The sequence below is a fragment of the Castellaniella sp. FW104-7C03 genome (genome assembly GCF_040276085.1).
Classification (GTDB): Bacteria; Pseudomonadota; Gammaproteobacteria; order Burkholderiales; family Burkholderiaceae_B; genus Castellaniella.
In genome coordinates, this window is the sequence record NZ_JBELOK010000003.1 from 22,422 (window position 1) to 39,515 (window position 17,094).

The 17,094-nt window shown below is 63.0% G+C and carries 13 protein-coding genes and 1 pseudogene; 9 read left to right on the forward strand and 5 right to left on the reverse strand.

All coding sequences use genetic code 11. The features are described from left to right. Positions 1 to 16: 16 nt before the first annotated feature. Genes ABS758_RS04115 through ABS758_RS04125 form a run of 3 tightly spaced genes read left to right on the forward strand, consistent with a single transcriptional unit; the run spans position 17 to position 2,894 of the window. Positions 17 to 1,285, forward strand: coding sequence for an NAD(P)/FAD-dependent oxidoreductase (locus tag ABS758_RS04115; protein ID WP_350380894.1), 1,269 nt, complete (start codon positions 17 to 19; stop codon positions 1,283 to 1,285). Between the two features lie 5 nt (positions 1,286 to 1,290). Continuing rightward, positions 1,291 to 2,235, forward strand: a complete 945-nt coding sequence (locus ABS758_RS04120) for a 4-hydroxyproline epimerase (RefSeq protein WP_350380896.1) — start codon at positions 1,291 to 1,293, stop codon at positions 2,233 to 2,235. Next, positions 2,232 to 2,894, forward strand: coding sequence for a GntR family transcriptional regulator (locus ABS758_RS04125; RefSeq protein WP_350380897.1), 663 nt, complete (start codon positions 2,232 to 2,234; stop codon positions 2,892 to 2,894). Before ABS758_RS04120 ends, ABS758_RS04125 begins: the two co-directional genes overlap by 4 nt. A gap of 69 nt (positions 2,895 to 2,963) precedes the next feature. Here ABS758_RS04125 and ABS758_RS04130 read toward each other — a convergent pair whose 3' ends face one another. The 3 genes from ABS758_RS04130 to ABS758_RS04140 form a co-directional block, all read right to left on the reverse strand. Beyond that, positions 2,964 to 4,445: an aldehyde dehydrogenase gene (locus ABS758_RS04130; RefSeq protein WP_350380898.1), complete on the reverse strand. Its 1,482-nt coding sequence runs from the start codon at positions 4,443 to 4,445 to the stop codon at positions 2,964 to 2,966. A 10-nt stretch (positions 4,446 to 4,455) separates the two neighbouring features. Next, a complete protein-coding gene (dapA, locus tag ABS758_RS04135) occupies positions 4,456 to 5,328 on the reverse strand; it encodes a 4-hydroxy-tetrahydrodipicolinate synthase (protein ID WP_350380899.1) in 873 nt (290 codons plus the stop codon). Positions 5,329 to 5,558: 230 nt separating this feature from the next. Then, complete coding sequence (locus ABS758_RS04140; protein ID WP_350380900.1) at positions 5,559 to 5,939, reverse strand: DUF4168 domain-containing protein; 381 nt, start codon at positions 5,937 to 5,939, stop codon at positions 5,559 to 5,561. A gap of 313 nt (positions 5,940 to 6,252) precedes the next feature. Here ABS758_RS04140 and ABS758_RS04145 point away from each other — a divergent pair, with 313 nt between their 5' ends. The 6 genes from ABS758_RS04145 to ABS758_RS04170 all read left to right on the forward strand — a co-directional run bounded on the left by ABS758_RS04145 (position 6,253) and on the right by ABS758_RS04170 (position 12,206). Continuing rightward, positions 6,253 to 6,909: a thiopurine S-methyltransferase gene (locus tag ABS758_RS04145; protein ID WP_350380902.1), complete on the forward strand. Its 657-nt coding sequence runs from the start codon at positions 6,253 to 6,255 to the stop codon at positions 6,907 to 6,909. Positions 6,910 to 6,999: 90 nt separating this feature from the next. Continuing rightward, the gene (locus ABS758_RS04150; RefSeq protein WP_350380904.1) at positions 7,000 to 7,308 is read left to right on the forward strand and encodes a high-potential iron-sulfur protein; all 309 of its coding nucleotides are present in this window, start codon (positions 7,000 to 7,002) and stop codon (positions 7,306 to 7,308) included. Positions 7,309 to 7,509: 201 nt separating this feature from the next. After that, positions 7,510 to 8,538, forward strand: a complete 1,029-nt coding sequence (galE, locus tag ABS758_RS04155) for a UDP-glucose 4-epimerase GalE (RefSeq protein WP_350380905.1) — start codon at positions 7,510 to 7,512, stop codon at positions 8,536 to 8,538. Between the two features lie 301 nt (positions 8,539 to 8,839). Next, positions 8,840 to 10,600 carry a methyl-accepting chemotaxis protein gene (locus ABS758_RS04160; RefSeq protein ID WP_350380906.1) on the forward strand — a complete coding sequence of 587 codons (1,761 nt, stop codon included), beginning with the start codon at positions 8,840 to 8,842 and terminating at the stop codon, positions 10,598 to 10,600. A 95-nt stretch (positions 10,601 to 10,695) separates the two neighbouring features. Next, positions 10,696 to 10,941 carry a helix-turn-helix domain-containing protein gene (locus ABS758_RS04165; RefSeq protein ID WP_350380907.1) on the forward strand — a complete coding sequence of 82 codons (246 nt, stop codon included), beginning with the start codon at positions 10,696 to 10,698 and terminating at the stop codon, positions 10,939 to 10,941. 5 nt (positions 10,942 to 10,946) lie between these two features. Beyond that, positions 10,947 to 12,206 (forward strand): type II toxin-antitoxin system HipA family toxin, encoded by a 1,260-nt coding sequence (locus tag ABS758_RS04170; protein WP_350380909.1) that lies wholly within the window; start codon positions 10,947 to 10,949, stop codon positions 12,204 to 12,206. 18 nt (positions 12,207 to 12,224) lie between these two features. Here ABS758_RS04170 and cphA read toward each other — a convergent pair whose 3' ends face one another. Together cphA and ABS758_RS04180 are read right to left on the reverse strand one after the other, a co-directional pair. Continuing rightward, complete coding sequence (gene cphA, locus ABS758_RS04175; protein WP_350380910.1) at positions 12,225 to 14,807, reverse strand: cyanophycin synthetase; 2,583 nt, start codon at positions 14,805 to 14,807, stop codon at positions 12,225 to 12,227. 101 nt (positions 14,808 to 14,908) lie between these two features. Then, positions 14,909 to 17,056, reverse strand: a pseudogene (locus ABS758_RS04180) (cyanophycin synthetase); the annotation flags it as partial. Positions 17,057 to 17,094: the final 38 nt, after the last annotated feature.

Below are 17,094 nucleotides of genomic sequence, written 5' to 3' on the forward strand. Positions count from 1 at the left end.
GTGCCACTATTTCACGATGGAAACTTCCTCGTGCGATATCGCCATTATTGGCGGCGGCATCATTGGTGCCAGCTGCGCCCTGGCGCTGGCCGATACCGGCCAACAGGTCGTGCTGATCGAGCCCCAGGATCTGGCCAGCGGCGCCAGCAAAGGCAATGCCGGTGCGCTGGCGTTTGCCGACATCCTGCCGCTGGCCTCGCCGCGCATTATCCGCCAGGCATTTCGCTGGCTGGCCGATCCCCTCGGCCCGCTCAGCCTGGCGCCCAGCTATTTGCTGCCCGTTGCCCCCTGGCTGCTGCAGCTGTGGCGCGCCAGCCTGCCAGACCGCTACCCTGCCAATATCCGCGCCCAGGTGGCACTGATGCAACTGGCCCAAACCGAGATGGACGCCCTGCTGGAAAACGCGGGGCTGCAATCGCACCTGCACACCCAGGGTGTGCTTGAAGTCTACGAAGGCGCACACCGCATGCAGGCCGCCCAAGGCACCGCGCAATGGCGCGACCGCTACGGCATCGAAGCCCAGGTGCTGCAAGGAGCCGATCTGGCTGCACGTCAGCCGGGGCTGGCGCCGCGCTTCACGCATGGGGTGTACATCCCCGGCTGGCGCAATGTGGGCGATCCCCAGGCGTTGGGCCAGGCCATCGGCCAGTGCGCGCAATCGCGCGGCGTGCAGCATCTGCGGCAATCTGTGCGCTGGCTGCAGCCCAGCGGCCAGGGTGTGCGGCTGATCCTCGAAGACGGCCGCCTGCTGCAGGCCGGGCAAGTGGTGGTGGCCGCCGGCGCGCACTCGCGCCAGCTGGCACAAGGCGTGGGCGACCGCATCCCGCTGGATACCGAACGCGGCTACAACACCACGCTGCCCCCCGATGCGCTGGACCTGCGCCAGCAAATTACCTTTAGCGACCACGGCTTTGTGGTGTCGCCGCTGCGTTGCGGCATCCGCGTGGGCGGCGCGGTAGAGCTTGCAGGCCTGAAGCGCGCCCCCAATTATCAGCGGGCGCAGGCCATGCTAAACAAGGCCAAGGCCTTTTTACCCGATCTGGATACCCGGGACGGCACGCCCTGGATGGGGTTTCGGCCAAGCTTGCCGGATTCCCTGCCCATCATTGCACGCTCGCCGCGTCACCCTGCCGTGGTGTACGCCTTTGGCCACGGCCATCTGGGGCTGACGCAAAGCGCAGCCACCGCCCGCCTGGTGCGCGACATCATCACGCAAAACACACCGGCCATCGATTTGCATCCTTACCGGGTGCAGCGGTTCTCTTTATGGGGCAAACGGACATGACGCAGATGACGCACACAAGGCGCATCAGGATTCTGGATTCCCACACGGGCGGCGAACCCACGCGCCTGGTGCTGGATGGGTTTCCCGACCTGGGCGACGGCGATATGGCCCAGCGCCGCACGCGGCTGGCCACCCAACACGATGCCTGGCGCCAGGCGGTGATCCTGGAGCCACGCGGCCACGAGGTGCTGGTGGGCGCGCTGCTGTGCGCACCGCAAGATCCGGCCAATGCGGCCGGCGTCATCTTCTTCAACAACACCGGCTACTTGGGCATGTGCGGCCACGGCACCATCGGGCTGGTGGTATCGCTGGCCTATCTGGGCCGCCTGCAGCCCGGCGCGCACCAGATCGAAACCCCGGTGGGCACGGTATCGGCCACGCTGCACGACGATTTAAGCGTCAGCGTGCAAAACGTGCCTTCCTATCGCTATCGCAAGGCGGTAACTGTAGACGTACCAGGCCTGGGCCCGATTACCGGCGACATCGCCTGGGGGGGCAACTGGTTCTTTTTGGTAGATGCGCCCGATAAAGTACATGCAGGTGCCGACACCCGGGCACTGACGCAAATCACCGTGGCCATCCAGCAAGCGCTGCAGGCACAAAATATCCGCGGGCGCGATAATGCCCTGATCGACCACATCGAGCTGTTTGGGCCCGACCCCGAGGCCAACAGCCGCAGCTTTGTGCTGTGCCCAGGCCAGGCGTACGACAGATCGCCCTGTGGCACGGGCACCAGCGCCAAACTGGCCTGCCTGGCCGCCGACGGCAAGCTGGCCGAAGGCCAGACCTGGCGGCAGAACAGCATCATCGGCAGCCAGTTTCAGGCCTTTTATCACGCCGGGCCCGACAACACCGTCATCCCCACCCTGCGCGGGCAGGCACACATCAGCGGCGAAACCACGCTTATCCTGCAAGACGACGACCCCTTTGCTTGGGGGATCCCGGCATGAGCCTCACACGCAGCGCCGCCGTGCCCAAGACACGCGCCACCGAAGCCGCCTACGACGCCATCGAGCAGATGATTGCCACACTGCAGCTCGAGCCCAACCAGCCGATTGTGGAAAGCGAGCTGATCCAGCTGACAGGCCTTGGGCGCACGCCCATCCGCGAAGCCCTGATGCGGCTGGTGGCCAGCGGGCTGATCGAGCAGCAGCCCCGGCGCGGCCTGCGCGTCAGCGAAATCCGTATTGCCGAGCACCTGATCCTGATTGACACCCGCCGGGTGCTGGAGCGCCTGATTGCGGTGTCTTCAGCGCGGCGCGCCACGCCCGACCAACGCGCCCGCCTGCTGCAATGCGGGCAGGATATGGTGACGGCGGCGCAGCGTGGTGACCTCGCCGCCTATATGCAGGCCGACCAGGCCCTGGACCGCATCAACCACGAGGCCTGCCGCAACCCCTATGCGGTGCAGGCGATTGTGCCGATGATCATCCAGTGCCGGCGCTTCTGGTATGCCTATCAGCACGAGGGGGATCTGGAACGCGGCGCCCGTTGCCACTTGGTGGAAGTACAAGGCATCCACGCCAACGACGCCGACCAGGCCGTGGCCGGCGCCGATGCGCTGATGGATTACCTGACCGAGTTCACCCGCACGGTGATTGAAGCTTAAGCAAGCGGTTGCAATTCCCTACCCACCCGCTGGCCCGGCGCAGCAACCCGCCAGGCAAGCGGGTCGCAATCAATTCACGTACCAGATCGTCTTGGTTTGCTGATACTGATCCAGCGCTTCCAGGCCGTTGTCGCGGCCGCCAAAGCCGGATTGCTTGTAGCCGCCAAACGGCGTGGTGATATCGCCTTCGGAGAACCCGTTGATGGACACGGTACCCGCCTGGATGGCGCGGGCCACACGCTGGGCACGCGACACATCGCGGGTGTACAGCGACGCCGCCAGCCCATAGGCGCTGTCGTTAGCCAGCTCGATGGCTTCGGCCTCGGTGTCAAACGCGGTAACAGCCAAAATCGGCCCGAATACTTCTTCGCGAAACAGCCGGGATTGCGCCGAGACCTGATCGAAGATGGTGGGCTCTACGTACCAGCCGCTGCCGATATCGTCACGGATCTGCCCGCCATGCACCAGGCGTGCGCCTTCGGCTGCCGCGCCCTGCAAAAAGCCCTTTACCTTCTCGAAGTGCGCTTGTTCTACCATGGGGCCGATGCTTACCGAGGCATCCGTGGGCAAGCCGGTTTTCCAGCCGGACAAGGCCGCTTGCAGGCGCGCCAGCAGCGCATCCTTGATGCCCGATTGCACAATCAGACGCGAGCCGCAGCTGCAGTTTTCGCCCATATTCCAAAACGCGGCGGCCAGCACGTGATCCACCAGGCCGTCCAGATCGGCGTCATCAAAAATCACTTGCGGGCTTTTACCGCCGCACTCCAGCACAATCTCCTTGAGATTGCTTTCGGCTGCGTACTTTAAAAAGTAACGCCCCACCTCGGTGGAACCGGTAAACGACACCATGTCCACATCCATGTGGCGGCCCAGGGCCTCGCCGGCGTCTTCGCCCAGGCCGGTTACCAATAACAGGGCGCCCTCTGGTACGCCAGCCTCGTAGGCCAACTGCGTCATGCGATAGGCGCTTAAAGAGGTCAGCTCGGCCGGTTTCACCACCACCGAATTACCCGCCGCCAATGCCGGAGCCACTTTCCAGGCATACATCTGGGCGGGGAAGTTCCATGGCAGTACGGCGCCCACCACGCCGATGGGCTCTTTGACGATCAGCCCCAGCGCATCCGGCCCCGTGGGGGCAATGCGGCCAAAGCATTTGTCGATGGCCTCGGCGTACCAGCGAAACGTCTCCAGCGTGGCCGGAAGATCGGTATTCAGGCACTCGGTAATGGGCTTGCCGGCATCCATACAATCCAGTGCAGCCAGCTCCTCGGAATGCTGAGTCAGGAGATCAGCCCAGCGCAGCATCACGCGCTTGCGCTCGGCGGGCGCCAACTGCGACCACTCGCCCGATTTGAAACTGGTGCGCGCCACCTGCACGGCATGGTCTACATCCGCTGCCGTGCCCGCTTCGATGGCGCCAATGATGCTGTTATCGATGGGGGTGGTGTTATCCAGCCGGCGGCCCACCTGCGTGTGGCCGGGGATCAAATTGCCCGCCCACAAAGTACCGGCGCGGGCCTGTTCAAAAATCTGGGCTTGGGATTGGGGCATTGAGATCTCCTTAGACGTAAGCATCCAGCATGGTCATAAAGGCCTGGGCATCAGCCTCGGACAGCGGGGCCAGGGGCAGGCGCACGGTACCGGCTTCGATGCCATGGCGGCGGCAGCCCAGCTTGGCTTTCTGGTTGTAGTCACCAGATTCCATCGCCTGGATCACGGGATACATACCGGCCATCAATTGGCGCACATCGTCCCAACGGCCTTGGGCGGCGGCCTTTACCATCCGCACCTGTTCTGCCGGAAACACATTGGCGCCGCCGCTGATCCAGCTGCGCACGCCCCAAAACAGGAAATCCGCTGCCATATCGTCCGAGCCGCTGATAATCTGAAAATCCGGGATGTTGGCCTGGATCAGGGCCAGGGCGCGGTTGAAGTTGCCGCTGCTTTCTTTGATGGCCACGATATTGGGGATCTTGGCCAGGTGCAGCACGGTTTCCACAGCAATCTGCACGCCCACGCGCTGGGGGAAATCGTACAAAATGATGGGCAAAGGCGTGGCGGCAGCCACGGTTTCAAAGTGGCGCACAATGCCGGCTTGCTCGGGCAAGCTGTAAGGGGGCGTGGCCAGCATCACGGCGTCGTAGCCCAGGGCCTGGGCACGCTGCGCGTGCTGGATGGATTGCGGCGTAGACAAGGCATTGATGCCGGCCACCGCCAGCACCCGGCCCTTGGCCTTTTGCGCCACGGTTTGCAGCACGGTGTCGCGCTCGGCGTCTGTCAGGGCGTAGTACTCGCCCGTGGTGCCGCACGCCACAATGCCGGCCACCCCGGCATCAATAAAGTGATCCACCAATTGCCCCAGCGCCTGGACATTGACACTGCCATCCTCGGCAAACGGGGTGATGATGGGAACCAGAATACCTTCGATGTGCATCGCGCTTTCCTTGAAATGGCCTGCGTGATACTGGTGCAGGCCATTGCAGGCGCACCAGGATCACAAAACAGGCTTCAGTCTAATATTCTTTAAATATATTAGCAACATATCAAAGGAAAGAAAGATCCCATCAACTGCAGCCACGGCAGGGGCAGCTGCTGCTCTGGCAAGTGGCTGCGTTGCCGGCTTCCAAGGACGTCCAGCCAGCCAAGCAGCCAAGCGGCCAGCGCTTATCTTCGGCTGACCAGAAGCTCTACCTTCTTGCGTAACTCAGGATCCTTGCGCACGGCTTTGCTGATGCCGTTGTATTCGGCCACGCTCATCCCGCCCGCCTCTACGCGATCCACCATTTTCTGGTCGGCTTCCACACGCACAGCCTGCTTGGCTTCGGCGCTATCGGCGGCCTCAAGGCGCGGTTGATATTCGGCCACCACGTCGCTGACTTCGCGCACAGCGCCAGCGTAACGTTTCAGCTGATCTTCGGTGGGGTTGTCGATGGGCTCGTAGGAGGCCGCACTGGCCGGCCCCGCTGCCCGTACTGCCGTCATCGGCCCGGCCAACCCCAGGGCGACCACAGACGCAGCCATAAACGCTTTCATCAGATGATTCATGTTGATACTCCTGACTTACGTGAACAACGTTTCCATGATGGCGACGCATCGGGCTGGATTCAAGTTTCCCGATGTATAGACCTGTGTCGTCATGACACAGGGATTTCCCGTACATCGTGAGCAAAGACCTGGGCTATGCGGGTTTTATCTGCAAATGCATATCCAAACTATGAAACGAACGCCATTCCGGATGAATTCACTTTTAGTTACGGTACGAATCGCGCCTGCAGGCTGAGTACCACTTCTAACTCTGCTCGCGCGTTATCCAGAACCGCTAAACTGGCCAGGGATGACGCGCGCACGGAGAACACGCATGGATACGAACTTCTGGCTGCAACGCTGGGAACACGGGCAAACAGGCTTTCATCAAAGCCGTGTCATGCCTCTGCTGCAAAAACATTGGCCTTCACTGGATCTGGCCCCGGACAGCCGGGTACTGGTGCCCCTGGCCGGTAAATCGCTGGATGTGGCCTGGCTGGCGGCACAAGGCCATCGTGTGCTGGCAATAGAGCTCTCGCCCGTGGCGGTGACGCAATTTTTTACCGAACACCACCTGACGCCCACCGTGCAAGACACACCGCAAGGCCGCTTGTATCAGGCCGGTGGCATCGATTTTTTATGCGGCGATATTTTTGACCTGGACGCTGCCACCCTGGCCAATTGCCAGGGATGCTACGACCGCGCCGCCCTGATTGCCCTGACACCAGACCTGCGCAAACGCTATGTCACCCATGTGTACGGGCAACTGCCCGCCGCTTGCCGCACTCTGCTGCTGACGCTGGATTACCCGCAGGCCGAGATGGACGGCCCGCCGTTTTCGGTGCCGGATGCCGAAGTGCAGGCCCATTACGGTACCCGCTGGCAGATCGACACGCTGGAAACCCGGGATGTGCTGGCACACGAGCCAAAATTTGCCGCACGCGGTGTAACCCGGATGGCCACCACCGTCTATCGCCTGACGGCGCGATAAGCGGCGGGCCAACTTGCCATGCTGCGCCACCAGGCGAATAATGAAGCTTAAAACATAGATTGGCCCGCGGGGGGTTCCTCAGGAGTCCCCATGAAAACATCTCGTCGCACCTTCTTGATCTCCAGCGCAGGGCTGGTCTCCAGCCTGGCGCTCTCCCGGCAGGCACTGGCCGCCGACCACGTCGACGAAAACAGCGCCCTGGCCAAACAACTGGGCTACAAGCACGACGCCACCCAGGTAGACGCCGCCGCGCAACCCAAATTTAAAGCAGGAGAGCACTGCGCCACCTGCCAGCTATACCAGGGCAAGGCGGGCGACGCCTGGGGGCCCTGTCCGATCTTCAGCGGCAAGGACGTCAACGCCAAGGGCTGGTGCAGCGCCTATACGCCAAAAGCCTGATCCCCAGGCCTTGTTGCTTGGTGCACCCGCCTGCGCCAAGCAAGGGGCACACACCGCTGTCGGGCGCCCGATCCACGGACCCCGGCCGGCGGATTGCTTTGGTGCCGACCCTTTCACATGGCGCACCGACGCACCCTGACAACGCCCTCATCCGCGCCAAACTGCTAGCATTGGATTTTTCTACTGCTTCGGTTTTTCACCATGACGCTTTTGATCACGGGCGGCGCCGGTTATATCGGTTCACACACGGTTCTGGAATTTTTAAGCACCGGGCGCGATGTGCTGGTGCTGGACAATCTATGCAACAGCGCTCAAGAGTCTTTGGCGCGCGTAGCCAGCCTCACCGGTCGCACCCCGGGCTTCATCCAGGGCGATGTGCGCGACCGCGCCACGCTGGATGCGCTGTTTACCCAGCATCAGATCGAAGGCGTGGTGCATTTTGCCGGCCTGAAAGCCGTGGGCGAAAGCGTACGGCAGCCACTAAGCTATTACGACAATAATGTTGCGGGCACGCTGACGCTTTGCCAGGCCATGGCCGATGCGGGCGTGTTCCGGCTGGTATTCAGTTCATCGGCCACCGTGTATGGCACGCCGGCACGCGTGCCCATTGATGAAAACTGCCCACTGGGCCAGCCCACCAATCCCTATGGCCGATCCAAGGCCATGGTCGAGCACATCCTGCAGGATCTGGCTGCATCCGACCCCCGCTGGGCCATCGCGTTGCTGCGCTATTTCAATCCCGTGGGCGCACACGCCAGTGGCCAGATTGGCGAAGACCCCCACGGCATTCCCAACAATCTGCTGCCCTACATCAGCCAGGTGGCAGTGGGCCGCCTGCCGCAGGTGTCGGTGTTTGGCAGCGATTACCCCACGGTTGACGGCACGGGCGTGCGTGACTACATCCACGTGGTCGACCTGGCCCTGGGCCATCTGGCTGCACTGGATTACCTGCAGGCCCACAGCGGCACGCATATCTGGAACCTGGGCACCGGCACCGGGTATTCGGTGCTGCAAATGATCCACGCCTTTGAGGCCGCCTGCGGACGCACAATCCCCTATCAGCTGGCACCACGCCGCCCGGGCGACATCGCCGCCTGCTGGGCGGATGCTCAAAAAGCCGCGCAAGAACTGGGCTGGACAGCCCAACGCGATCTTGCACAGATGATGGCCGATACCTGGCGCTGGCAATCCGGCAATCCTGATGGCTATCAAGCCCACCCGGCCAAGTAGCCCTTGGCGGCAAGGCACGCTGCCAGATAAGCGTCTCCTGGTTCACCACCGGTACGGCGCCCCTGCCATGACGGTGCGGATACGCTGCCAGCCACCGGGCCATTGCGCCGCTGGCACGCCCTGCCACAAAAAATACGCCCAAGCACCCGCCTTTTAGCCAATAAAGGCCCTGTCCGCGGTTCTATTAGGCCGTTTGGATTTGGCCGCCCTTCGTACAATTGAATACTCTTTTTTGCCATTTTTATCGGGCACGGCGTATCTTGCGCCGATGATTTGCCCCGTTCACACTCTCGAGGACTTCATGCGTAACTTGAAAATCGGCACCCGGCTGGCGCTGGGATTCGGTCTGATGATTGTGTTGTTGCTGATTCTATCCAGCATCGGCGCCTGGCGGATGTACCAGACCGAGCAAGACAGCAGCATGCTGATTCAGCGGCAACACAATAACTCCCTCATTTTGCGCTGGGCCCGTCAGGTGGACGTCAATGCCAACCAGGCACTGGCCGCAGCCAATCTCACCAACCCGGACGTACTCAAGGTCTTTAAAGACGGCATGGCCGCCACAGACCAGAAATCCGACGAAATCCGCGATCAGATTCAAAAGGGCCTGAACGACCCGGCTGCCGCTGCCCAGTTCAAAAAGGCACTCGAGTTTCGCGACCAGTACCAAGACGGCCGGGCCAAAGCCTTCAAGAATCTGGATAACGGCGATTACGCCGATGCCGACCGGTTCTTCAACCAAGAGATGCCCAAGATCACGGCGCAGTACATCGCCGAGATCGACAAGCTCGAAGCCTTGCAAAACAGTATCGTCGCTCAAGATGTGGCCAATGGCACCCAGGCCAACCGCCTGGGTCTAACCATCCTGGGCATCGCCACCCTGCTGGCCCTGATCCTGGGGCCGCTGTTTGCCTGGTTTGTGACGCGCTCGGTTACCCATCCGCTGCGCCAAGCCGTCCGGCTGGCCGACGCCGTTTCGCGCCGGGATCTCAGCCTGCACGTGCAGGTAAACAGCAAGGACGAAATCGGCCAGTTGCTGCACACCCTGGATGCCATGGGCGACAACCTGCGCGAAGCTGTGGGCGAAGTGCGCAGCGGCGCCACCTCAATTGCTGCGGCCTCCGGCCAGATCTCCGCCGGTAACCTGGATCTGTCCTCGCGCACCGAGCAGCAGGCCAGCTCCCTGGCTGAAACCGCCGCCACCATGGAAGAAATCACCGCCACCGTGCGCCAAAACGCCGACAGCACCCAGCAAGCCAACACCCTGGCCGCTGCCGCTGCCAAAACCGCCACGCAGGGCGGCTCGCTGGTGTCAGAGCTCGTGGGCACCATGGGCGAAATCAACAGCAAGTCGCAACAGGTGGCCGACATCATCGGCGTCATCGACTCCATCGCCTTCCAGACCAACATCCTGGCGCTTAACGCCGCTGTCGAAGCCGCCCGTGCCGGCGAGCAAGGCCGCGGCTTTGCCGTGGTGGCCGCCGAAGTGCGCGCCCTGGCGCAACGCTCGGCCAGCGCCGCCAAAGAGATCAAGGGCCTGATCGACAGCTCGGTGGAAGCCACCACCAAGGGCAACGATCAAGCTGCCCACGCCGGGGCCACCATGCAGGAGATCGTCGACAGCATCAACCGCGTCACCGACATCATGGGCGAGATCAGCGCGGCCAACCGCGAGCAAACCACCGGCATCGAGGAAATCAACTCGGCCATCACCCAGATGGACGATGTCACGCGGCAAAACGCCAGCCTGGTCGAAGAGTCCGCCGCCGCGGCCACCAGCCTGCAGTCGCAGGCCGACACCCTGGCACAACTGGTGGCCACCTTCAAACTGGGCGACCAGGACACAGGCGCGGGCCAGGCAAGTGCAGGCCAAGCAGGCGCTGCCCGCCCCGCCCCGGTGCTCTCGGCCCCCGAGAAAGTGATCAGCCCCGCCCCTGCTCGGGCCCGGCCCACACCCGCCGCACCCGCCGCACCCGCAGCCTCCGGCAGCCGGCCGGCACTGCGCGCCCCCGGGCGCCCAGCGCCCAGCACCACCGATACGGACGAGTGGACAGAGTTTTAAACTCGCACCCCGATAAATTACCGATCAGTAATATTTGATTGAAACTCAAGCGATTTCATCATAAAATTACTGATCGGTAATACACAGGCCTCTCTATGTCCACGTCACCTGGCCAACCTCCCGACACCCCCGTGCGCACCGCCCAAGATCTTGGCCAGTTGATACGCGTCACCCGCCAGGCACAGGCCTTGAGGCAAAGCGACCTGGCCGGCTTATCCGGCACGGGCAACCGCTTTATTGTCGATCTGGAACACGGCAAACCCACCATGCAATTGCAAAAGGTGCTGGATATGATCGACCTGCTGGGCCTGGAAGTTATCATCCGCTGCAAACGCAGGTGATACCCATGGCACAAACCCTTTACGTTTACCAGGGCCGGCAGCATATTGGCATCTTGCACGACGAACATCCCCTACGGTTCAGTTATCAACCTCAATGGCTACAGACAGGCAACGCACAACCCATTGCCCCAGCGTTTCCGCTACAGGAAGGTGATTTCTCGGGCCCCCCCGTTACCGCTTTTTTTGAGAATCTGCTGCCCGAAGGCCCCGTACGTCGGTTGCTGCAAGCCAGCCGCCATACCAGCACCGTCTTCGGCTTGCTACGAAGCGTGGCTGGTGATACCGCCGGCAGCCTGACCTTACTGCCACCGGGCGAGACCCCTGCCCCACCTGCCTACCAGCGCACCACCTGGCAGCACATCAGCCAACAATTACGCCAAGGGACGGCCCCGGCGCTGGGCGCCCCATCCCAGCCAGACAGGCGCATCTCGTTGGCTGGGGCTCAAACCAAACTGCTACTAATGATTTTTCCAGACGGCCAGCCAGCGTTTCCGTTGGGAGCCGCCCCCTCGTCACACATACTCAAGCCAGACATCCAGGGCTTGCCGGGCGTCTGGGCATCGGCCCTAAACGAAACCCTGGTGATGAACCTGGCAGCCGTCTTGGGGCTAGGCACCGCCCAGGCGCAGTATCAACCAGACACCCAAGCGTGCTTAATCCAACGCTACGACCGCCACGCAGAACCAAACGGCAGCCTCACCCGCCTGCACCAACTAGATCTTTGCCAGTTGGCCGGCATCCCCTCCGGCACAAAATACGAAGCCGATGGCGGGCCGTCGCTAGCGGATTGCCGCCGTCTGTTGCAAGACATTGGCATCCCCGCCAAAGACCTTAAACGCCTGGTGCAGTGGATTATTTTTAATCTGTTTGTGGGCAACCACGACAGCCACGCCAAAAACCTCTCGGTGCTGGCCACACCGCACGGCTGGCAACTGGCCCCTTTTTACGACCTCATGTGCACGACCTTGTACCCTGGCCTGGCCCGGCAATTTGCCTTTAAGATTGGTAATACCAATTTGCCTGGCCAGATTGGTGTGACGCAACTTCGGCAACTCAGCCACGCATTGGGCCTTACCCCCGGCTATGTGCTGCAACTGGCCAAAGAGCTCTATCATGCCCTGCCCTCCGCACTGGATCTGGTTGCACACAAGCTAAGCGACCAAACACCGACTGGCACACCAAACACGCTGATCCAGCGCCTGGATCAAAAAATCCGGCAAGAATCCCGCAAGTATGCGCGGCGCTGGGAAATCGAACACCATTGAGATCTGACACCGGCAAGCTCACGCCACCTGTTGCGCCTGCTGCGCGCGTTGTGCCAGATACGCCAGCGCTTCCTCTACCTGGTCGATCAGGATCAAACACAGATCACCGGCCTGCACACCGGCCAATGCCGCATCAATGGCGAGGAATTCGCCGTGGATTTCCTGCACCCGGCGGGTACGGGTGGCGGCGCCCAGGCCCTGGCGCAGCAGTGCCAGTACTTCGCCATCGGCGCGGCCGCGCTGGCATTGGTCCTGATACAGCACCACCTCATCAAAGGCCTCGCCCAACAATGCCGTCTGGCGGCTGATGTCTTCATCGCGGCGGTCGCCCGCACCGCTGATCACCACCATGCGCCGGCCCGCCGGCAAGGCGTCAACCGCCTGGATCAGCGCCTGGATGGCGTCGGGGTTATGGCCATAATCGGCAATCACCATGGCACCGCGATAATCAAACACATTAAAGCGCCCGGGCACCGTGGCGGCATCGCTGACAAAAGACGCCAACTGGTGCTGGATCTGCACCCAGTCAATACCCAAGGCCCAGGCGGCGGCCACCGCAGCCATGGCGTTTTCTACCTGAAACCCCAGCGTACCGCCTCGCGTCAGTGGCACCGTGCCAAGCTGGATGCGGGTTTCAACCCCACCCTCGGAAAACACCAGATCGCCCTGATCCACAAACGCCACACGTCCGCCCTGGGCGCGGTGGGTTTCAATCAGGGGATGGCGCGCATCCCGCGCAAAATACGTGATACGCCCGGGGCATACCGTGGCCATCGCCGCCACATGCGGGTCTTGGGCATTTAGCACAGCCATGCCATCCGGGGCCACGTTTTCGACAATCACGCGTTTAACGGCGGCCAGCGCTTCAATTGTCTGGATGTAGTTCATCCCCAGGTGGTCGCCCACCCCCAGGTTGGTGACGACTGCCACGTCGCAGCGATCAAAACCCAGGCCCTCACGCAGGATGCCGCCACGCGCTGTTTCAAACACGGCCAGATCGACATCCGGGTGCAGCAGCACATTGCGCGCACTGCGCGGCCCGCTGCAATCCCCGCTATCCACCCGGCGCGCACCCACATACACGCCATCCGAGTTGGTCATCCCCACACACACGCCCGGGCGTGTGCACAGATGTGCCAAAAGGCGCACCGTGGTGGTCTTGCCGTTGGTGCCGGTTACCGCCACCACAGGGATACGGCCGTCTTCGCCAGGGGCGTACAGGGTATCCATCATGGCGCTGCCCACATCGCGCCCCGTGCCGTAAGACGGCGACAAGTGCATGCGCAGACCCGGCGCCGCATTCACCTCGACGATGCAGCCGGTTTCGGAGGTGAGCGGCCCATACACATCGCGCGCTACCACATCAATGCCGCACACATCCAGGCCCACCATACGCGCGGCCATCACCGCGCTGGCCGCCAGATCAGGATGCACAAGATCGGTGACATCCGTGGCTGAACCGCCAGTGCTGAGATTGGCGTTATTGCGCAACGCCACGCACACGCCCGGCGCCGGCACCGAATCCGCCTGATAGCCCTGGCTGGCCAGGGTATTTAGGGCAGTTTCATCCAGCTGGATGCGCGTCAGCGAACTGCCATGCCCCTCGCCGCGCAAAGGATCCAGGTTGATCTGGTCCACCAGCTCGCGGATGCGGTGCGTGCCATCGCCCACCACCTGGGGCGGGTCGCGCCGGGCGGCGGCCACCATGCGATTGCCCACCACCAGCAAACGAAAATCATGGCCAGGAAAATAACGCTCTACCATCACCTGGCTGCCGTGCTCGCGGGCCACCGCATAAGCAGCCAGGATTTGCTCGCGCCCCTGCACATTGCAGGCCACGCCCCTACCCTGGTTGCCGTCTTGCGGCTTTACCACCACTGGCGCACCGATCTCTTGTGCAGCAGCCCAGGCGTCTTCGGCATCCGCCACCACCCGGCCCTGGGGCACGGAGACCCCGGCCCAGGCCAACAGCGATTTGGTGAGTGCCTTATCTTGCGCAATGGCCTCGCCAATGGCGCTGCTGGCATCGGTTTCAGCGGCCTGGATACGCCGCTGGTGGCGCCCCCAGCCAAACTGCACCAGGCTGCCCTGGGTTAGCCGCCGATACGGGATACCCCGGCGCACCGCCGCCTGCACAATCGAGCCGGTGCTGGGGCCCAGGCGCACGTCGTCGTACAAACTGCGCAGCTGCGCCAGCGCGACGGCCAGATCAAAGGGCTGATCTTCCCAGGCCGCCTGGCACAGCGTGCAGGCCAGATCAAAGGCCAGCCGGCCCACGGACTCTTCGGCGTATTCAACCACCACCTGGTACACCCCGGCCTCGGGCGTTGCCGCCGTGCGGCACACCGCCACCGGGCAGCCGGCTTGCGCCTGCAGGCTGAGAGCCGCCGCCGCCAGGGCCTGCGCCAGCGACACACTGGCGGTTTGCCCTGCCGGGCGCTGGATATCAACCTCAGGAAACCGCGCACGCAGCCGGGTTTCAAAGGCATCCAGCCCGGCGCTCAGGGCCTCGGCCGGCGTGCATTGCACCACGGCCTCGATAGCCGTTTGGCGGCACCAGATATTAGGCCCACGCAGGGCCCGCACGCGAGAAACTTCCATTATTGGACTCATCCTGTTAACTGCCCAACCCGCACATTGCCCGGCCCCATGGCCGGGCAAAACACGCCTGCTTCTTATGCTGCCACCGACACGCCGGCACCTTGTCCGGCCACCCACGTGCGCAAACCCACACGGATGGATTCTGTCGGCACACCCAGTGCCCACACGGCACCCACCGCGGCCTGCACGGCAGGCACATCGCTTTGCAGCGCCATCAGAGCGGGGTTAGCCATATCGGCCAGGGGGATTTCCACCCCTTTCTCGGCCAACACCAGCGTCTGGTCGCGCAGCAGCACAGCCCGCCCGCCAGCAGCCAGGTGCGCTTGCAGCGCCGCGCCCTGCGACTGCAAGCCAAACAAAATCACTGCGCCATCGCACAGCGGCGCCAGGCCGGCCACCAGGGGGTCATCGGCATTGAGCACGGCTACGCCCGACGCCAGCACCACATCCACCTGCGTGCGAAAAATCCGCAGCAGGTGCTCGGGTTCGGTCATGTGGAATTCGGGCCAGGTGATATCCGGATTGATACTGGTGACCACCCCCACCTGACAGCGGTCGTAGGCCAGGCCTTCGCCCAAAATGGCGCGGCCGCCGTTCTCCAGCACCGCCACATCCACGGCGCTGTTCATCAGCACGCGCCGTGCGGCTTCCCAGTGCGCGCTGTCTTGCGCCAACACCTGCTGCGCACCCAGCCACAGGCCATCTGCCGAGGCCTGCCCCACCATGCGGCCATCCAGCTGCAGCAGATGCGCCACCAGGCGCACCACCGGTGTCATGCCCTGGCTGCCGCTCACCCCCACCACGGGGATGCGGCCATCCTGGGGCGCAGGAAACAGATCCGCAATAATCGCCTCGCCCACCGGGCGCGGCTGCCCCATGGCTGGTTTGATGTGCATCAGCAGCCCCGGCCCGGCATTGACCTCGACAATCGCACCGCCTTGCGCGGCCAGTGGCTGGCCAATATCACGCACCACCAGATCGATGCCCGCAATATCCAGGCCCACCACCCGGGCGGCCAAAGACACCATCTCGGCCACATCGGCATGCACGTTATCCGTCACATCAATCGACACATTGCCGCTGCGCTGAATCATCACCGCACGGCCGCGATCAGGCACGGCATCACCACTCAGCTCCTGGCGCTCAAGCTCCAGACGGGCTGCCGCATCCAGGCGCACCACATTCAAGGGATGGTCTTCGTCGCGCCCACGGCGAGGGTCTGAGTTTAATTGCGTGTCGATCAGCTGCAGCACCGTGGACACACCATCGCCCACCACCATCGCGGCCTCGCCCCGGGCGGCGGCCACCAGACGCCCGCCCACCACCAGCAGGCGGTGCTCGTCGCCCTCGATAAAGCGCTCTACCATCACGCCGCTGCCTTCATCCACCGCCACTGCGTAGGCGGCCTCTACCTGCGCCTGGGTGTTCAGGCAGGTAAATACGCCACGCCCATGGTTGCCGTCTGATGGCTTGACCACCACTGGCAGGCCCATCTCTTGCGCGGCCTCCCAGGCGTCGGCCACGCTTTCCACCAGGCGCCCCTCTGGCACCGGCACGCCGCACGCCTGCAGCAACTGGCGGGTTAGATCCTTATCGCGCGAGATGCCCTCGGCAATGGCGCTGGTGCGGCTGGTTTCGGCTGTCCAGATGCGGCGCTGGCGCACCCCATAGCCCAGTTGCAGCAAGTTGGCATCGCTCAGGCGGATGGCCGGGATATCGCGGTCGTCGGCCGCATCCACAATGCAGGCGGTGCTGGGCCCCAGGCCCAGGGACTCGGCCAGATCCTTTAATCGCTCGACGGTGCCCGCCACATCAAAGGGCTGGTTTTCAATCGCGGCCATCACAAGGTCTCGTGCGGCGTATAAAGACTCACGGGCCAGGGCCTCGTACCAGGCGCGCACAATCACTTTGTACACACCGCGCAAAGGGGTTTCGCGAGCACGCCCCAAGCCTCCGGGCATCCCTGCCAGGCTTTGCAGCTCCAGCGTGACGTGCTCGAGGATATGCGCCGGCCAGGTGCCCTCGCGTACGCGCTGCATAAAGCCGCCGCGCTCGCCGATGCTGCAGCGGTGCTCGATCAAGCTGGGCATCCAGGCCCCCAGCCGCTCGTAGAAACCGGGGATACGGTTAGAGGGATAGTCTTCGAGGTCGTGAATATCGACCAGCGCCTCGATAACCGGGCGGTACGCCCAGATATTTGGCCCCCGCAAATGCACCATATTGAGAAACTCAATATTTTTATTTTCCATCACCGGACCATTTGCGCAGAGAGAGAGTTGGTAGAGAC

Coding starts and splice junctions, on each gene's coding strand:
- ABS758_RS04170 (WP_350380909.1), top strand. CDS start 10,947: ATGGCACAAACCCTTTACGTTTACCAGGGCCGGCAGCATATTGGCATC.
- ABS758_RS04115 (WP_350380894.1), top strand. CDS start 17: ATGGAAACTTCCTCGTGCGATATCGCCATTATTGGCGGCGGCATCATT.
- ABS758_RS04165 (WP_350380907.1), top strand. CDS start 10,696: ATGTCCACGTCACCTGGCCAACCTCCCGACACCCCCGTGCGCACCGCC.
- ABS758_RS04125 (WP_350380897.1), top strand. CDS start 2,232: ATGAGCCTCACACGCAGCGCCGCCGTGCCCAAGACACGCGCCACCGAA.
- ABS758_RS04130 (WP_350380898.1), bottom strand. CDS start 4,445: ATGCCCCAATCCCAAGCCCAGATTTTTGAACAGGCCCGCGCCGGTACT.
- ABS758_RS04140 (WP_350380900.1), bottom strand. CDS start 5,939: ATGAATCATCTGATGAAAGCGTTTATGGCTGCGTCTGTGGTCGCCCTG.
- ABS758_RS04150 (WP_350380904.1), top strand. CDS start 7,000: ATGAAAACATCTCGTCGCACCTTCTTGATCTCCAGCGCAGGGCTGGTC.
- galE (WP_350380905.1), top strand. CDS start 7,510: ATGACGCTTTTGATCACGGGCGGCGCCGGTTATATCGGTTCACACACG.
- cphA (WP_350380910.1), bottom strand. CDS start 14,807: ATGGAAGTTTCTCGCGTGCGGGCCCTGCGTGGGCCTAATATCTGGTGC.
- dapA (WP_350380899.1), bottom strand. CDS start 5,328: ATGCACATCGAAGGTATTCTGGTTCCCATCATCACCCCGTTTGCCGAG.
- ABS758_RS04160 (WP_350380906.1), top strand. CDS start 8,840: ATGCGTAACTTGAAAATCGGCACCCGGCTGGCGCTGGGATTCGGTCTG.
- ABS758_RS04145 (WP_350380902.1), top strand. CDS start 6,253: ATGGATACGAACTTCTGGCTGCAACGCTGGGAACACGGGCAAACAGGC.
- ABS758_RS04120 (WP_350380896.1), top strand. CDS start 1,291: ATGACGCACACAAGGCGCATCAGGATTCTGGATTCCCACACGGGCGGC.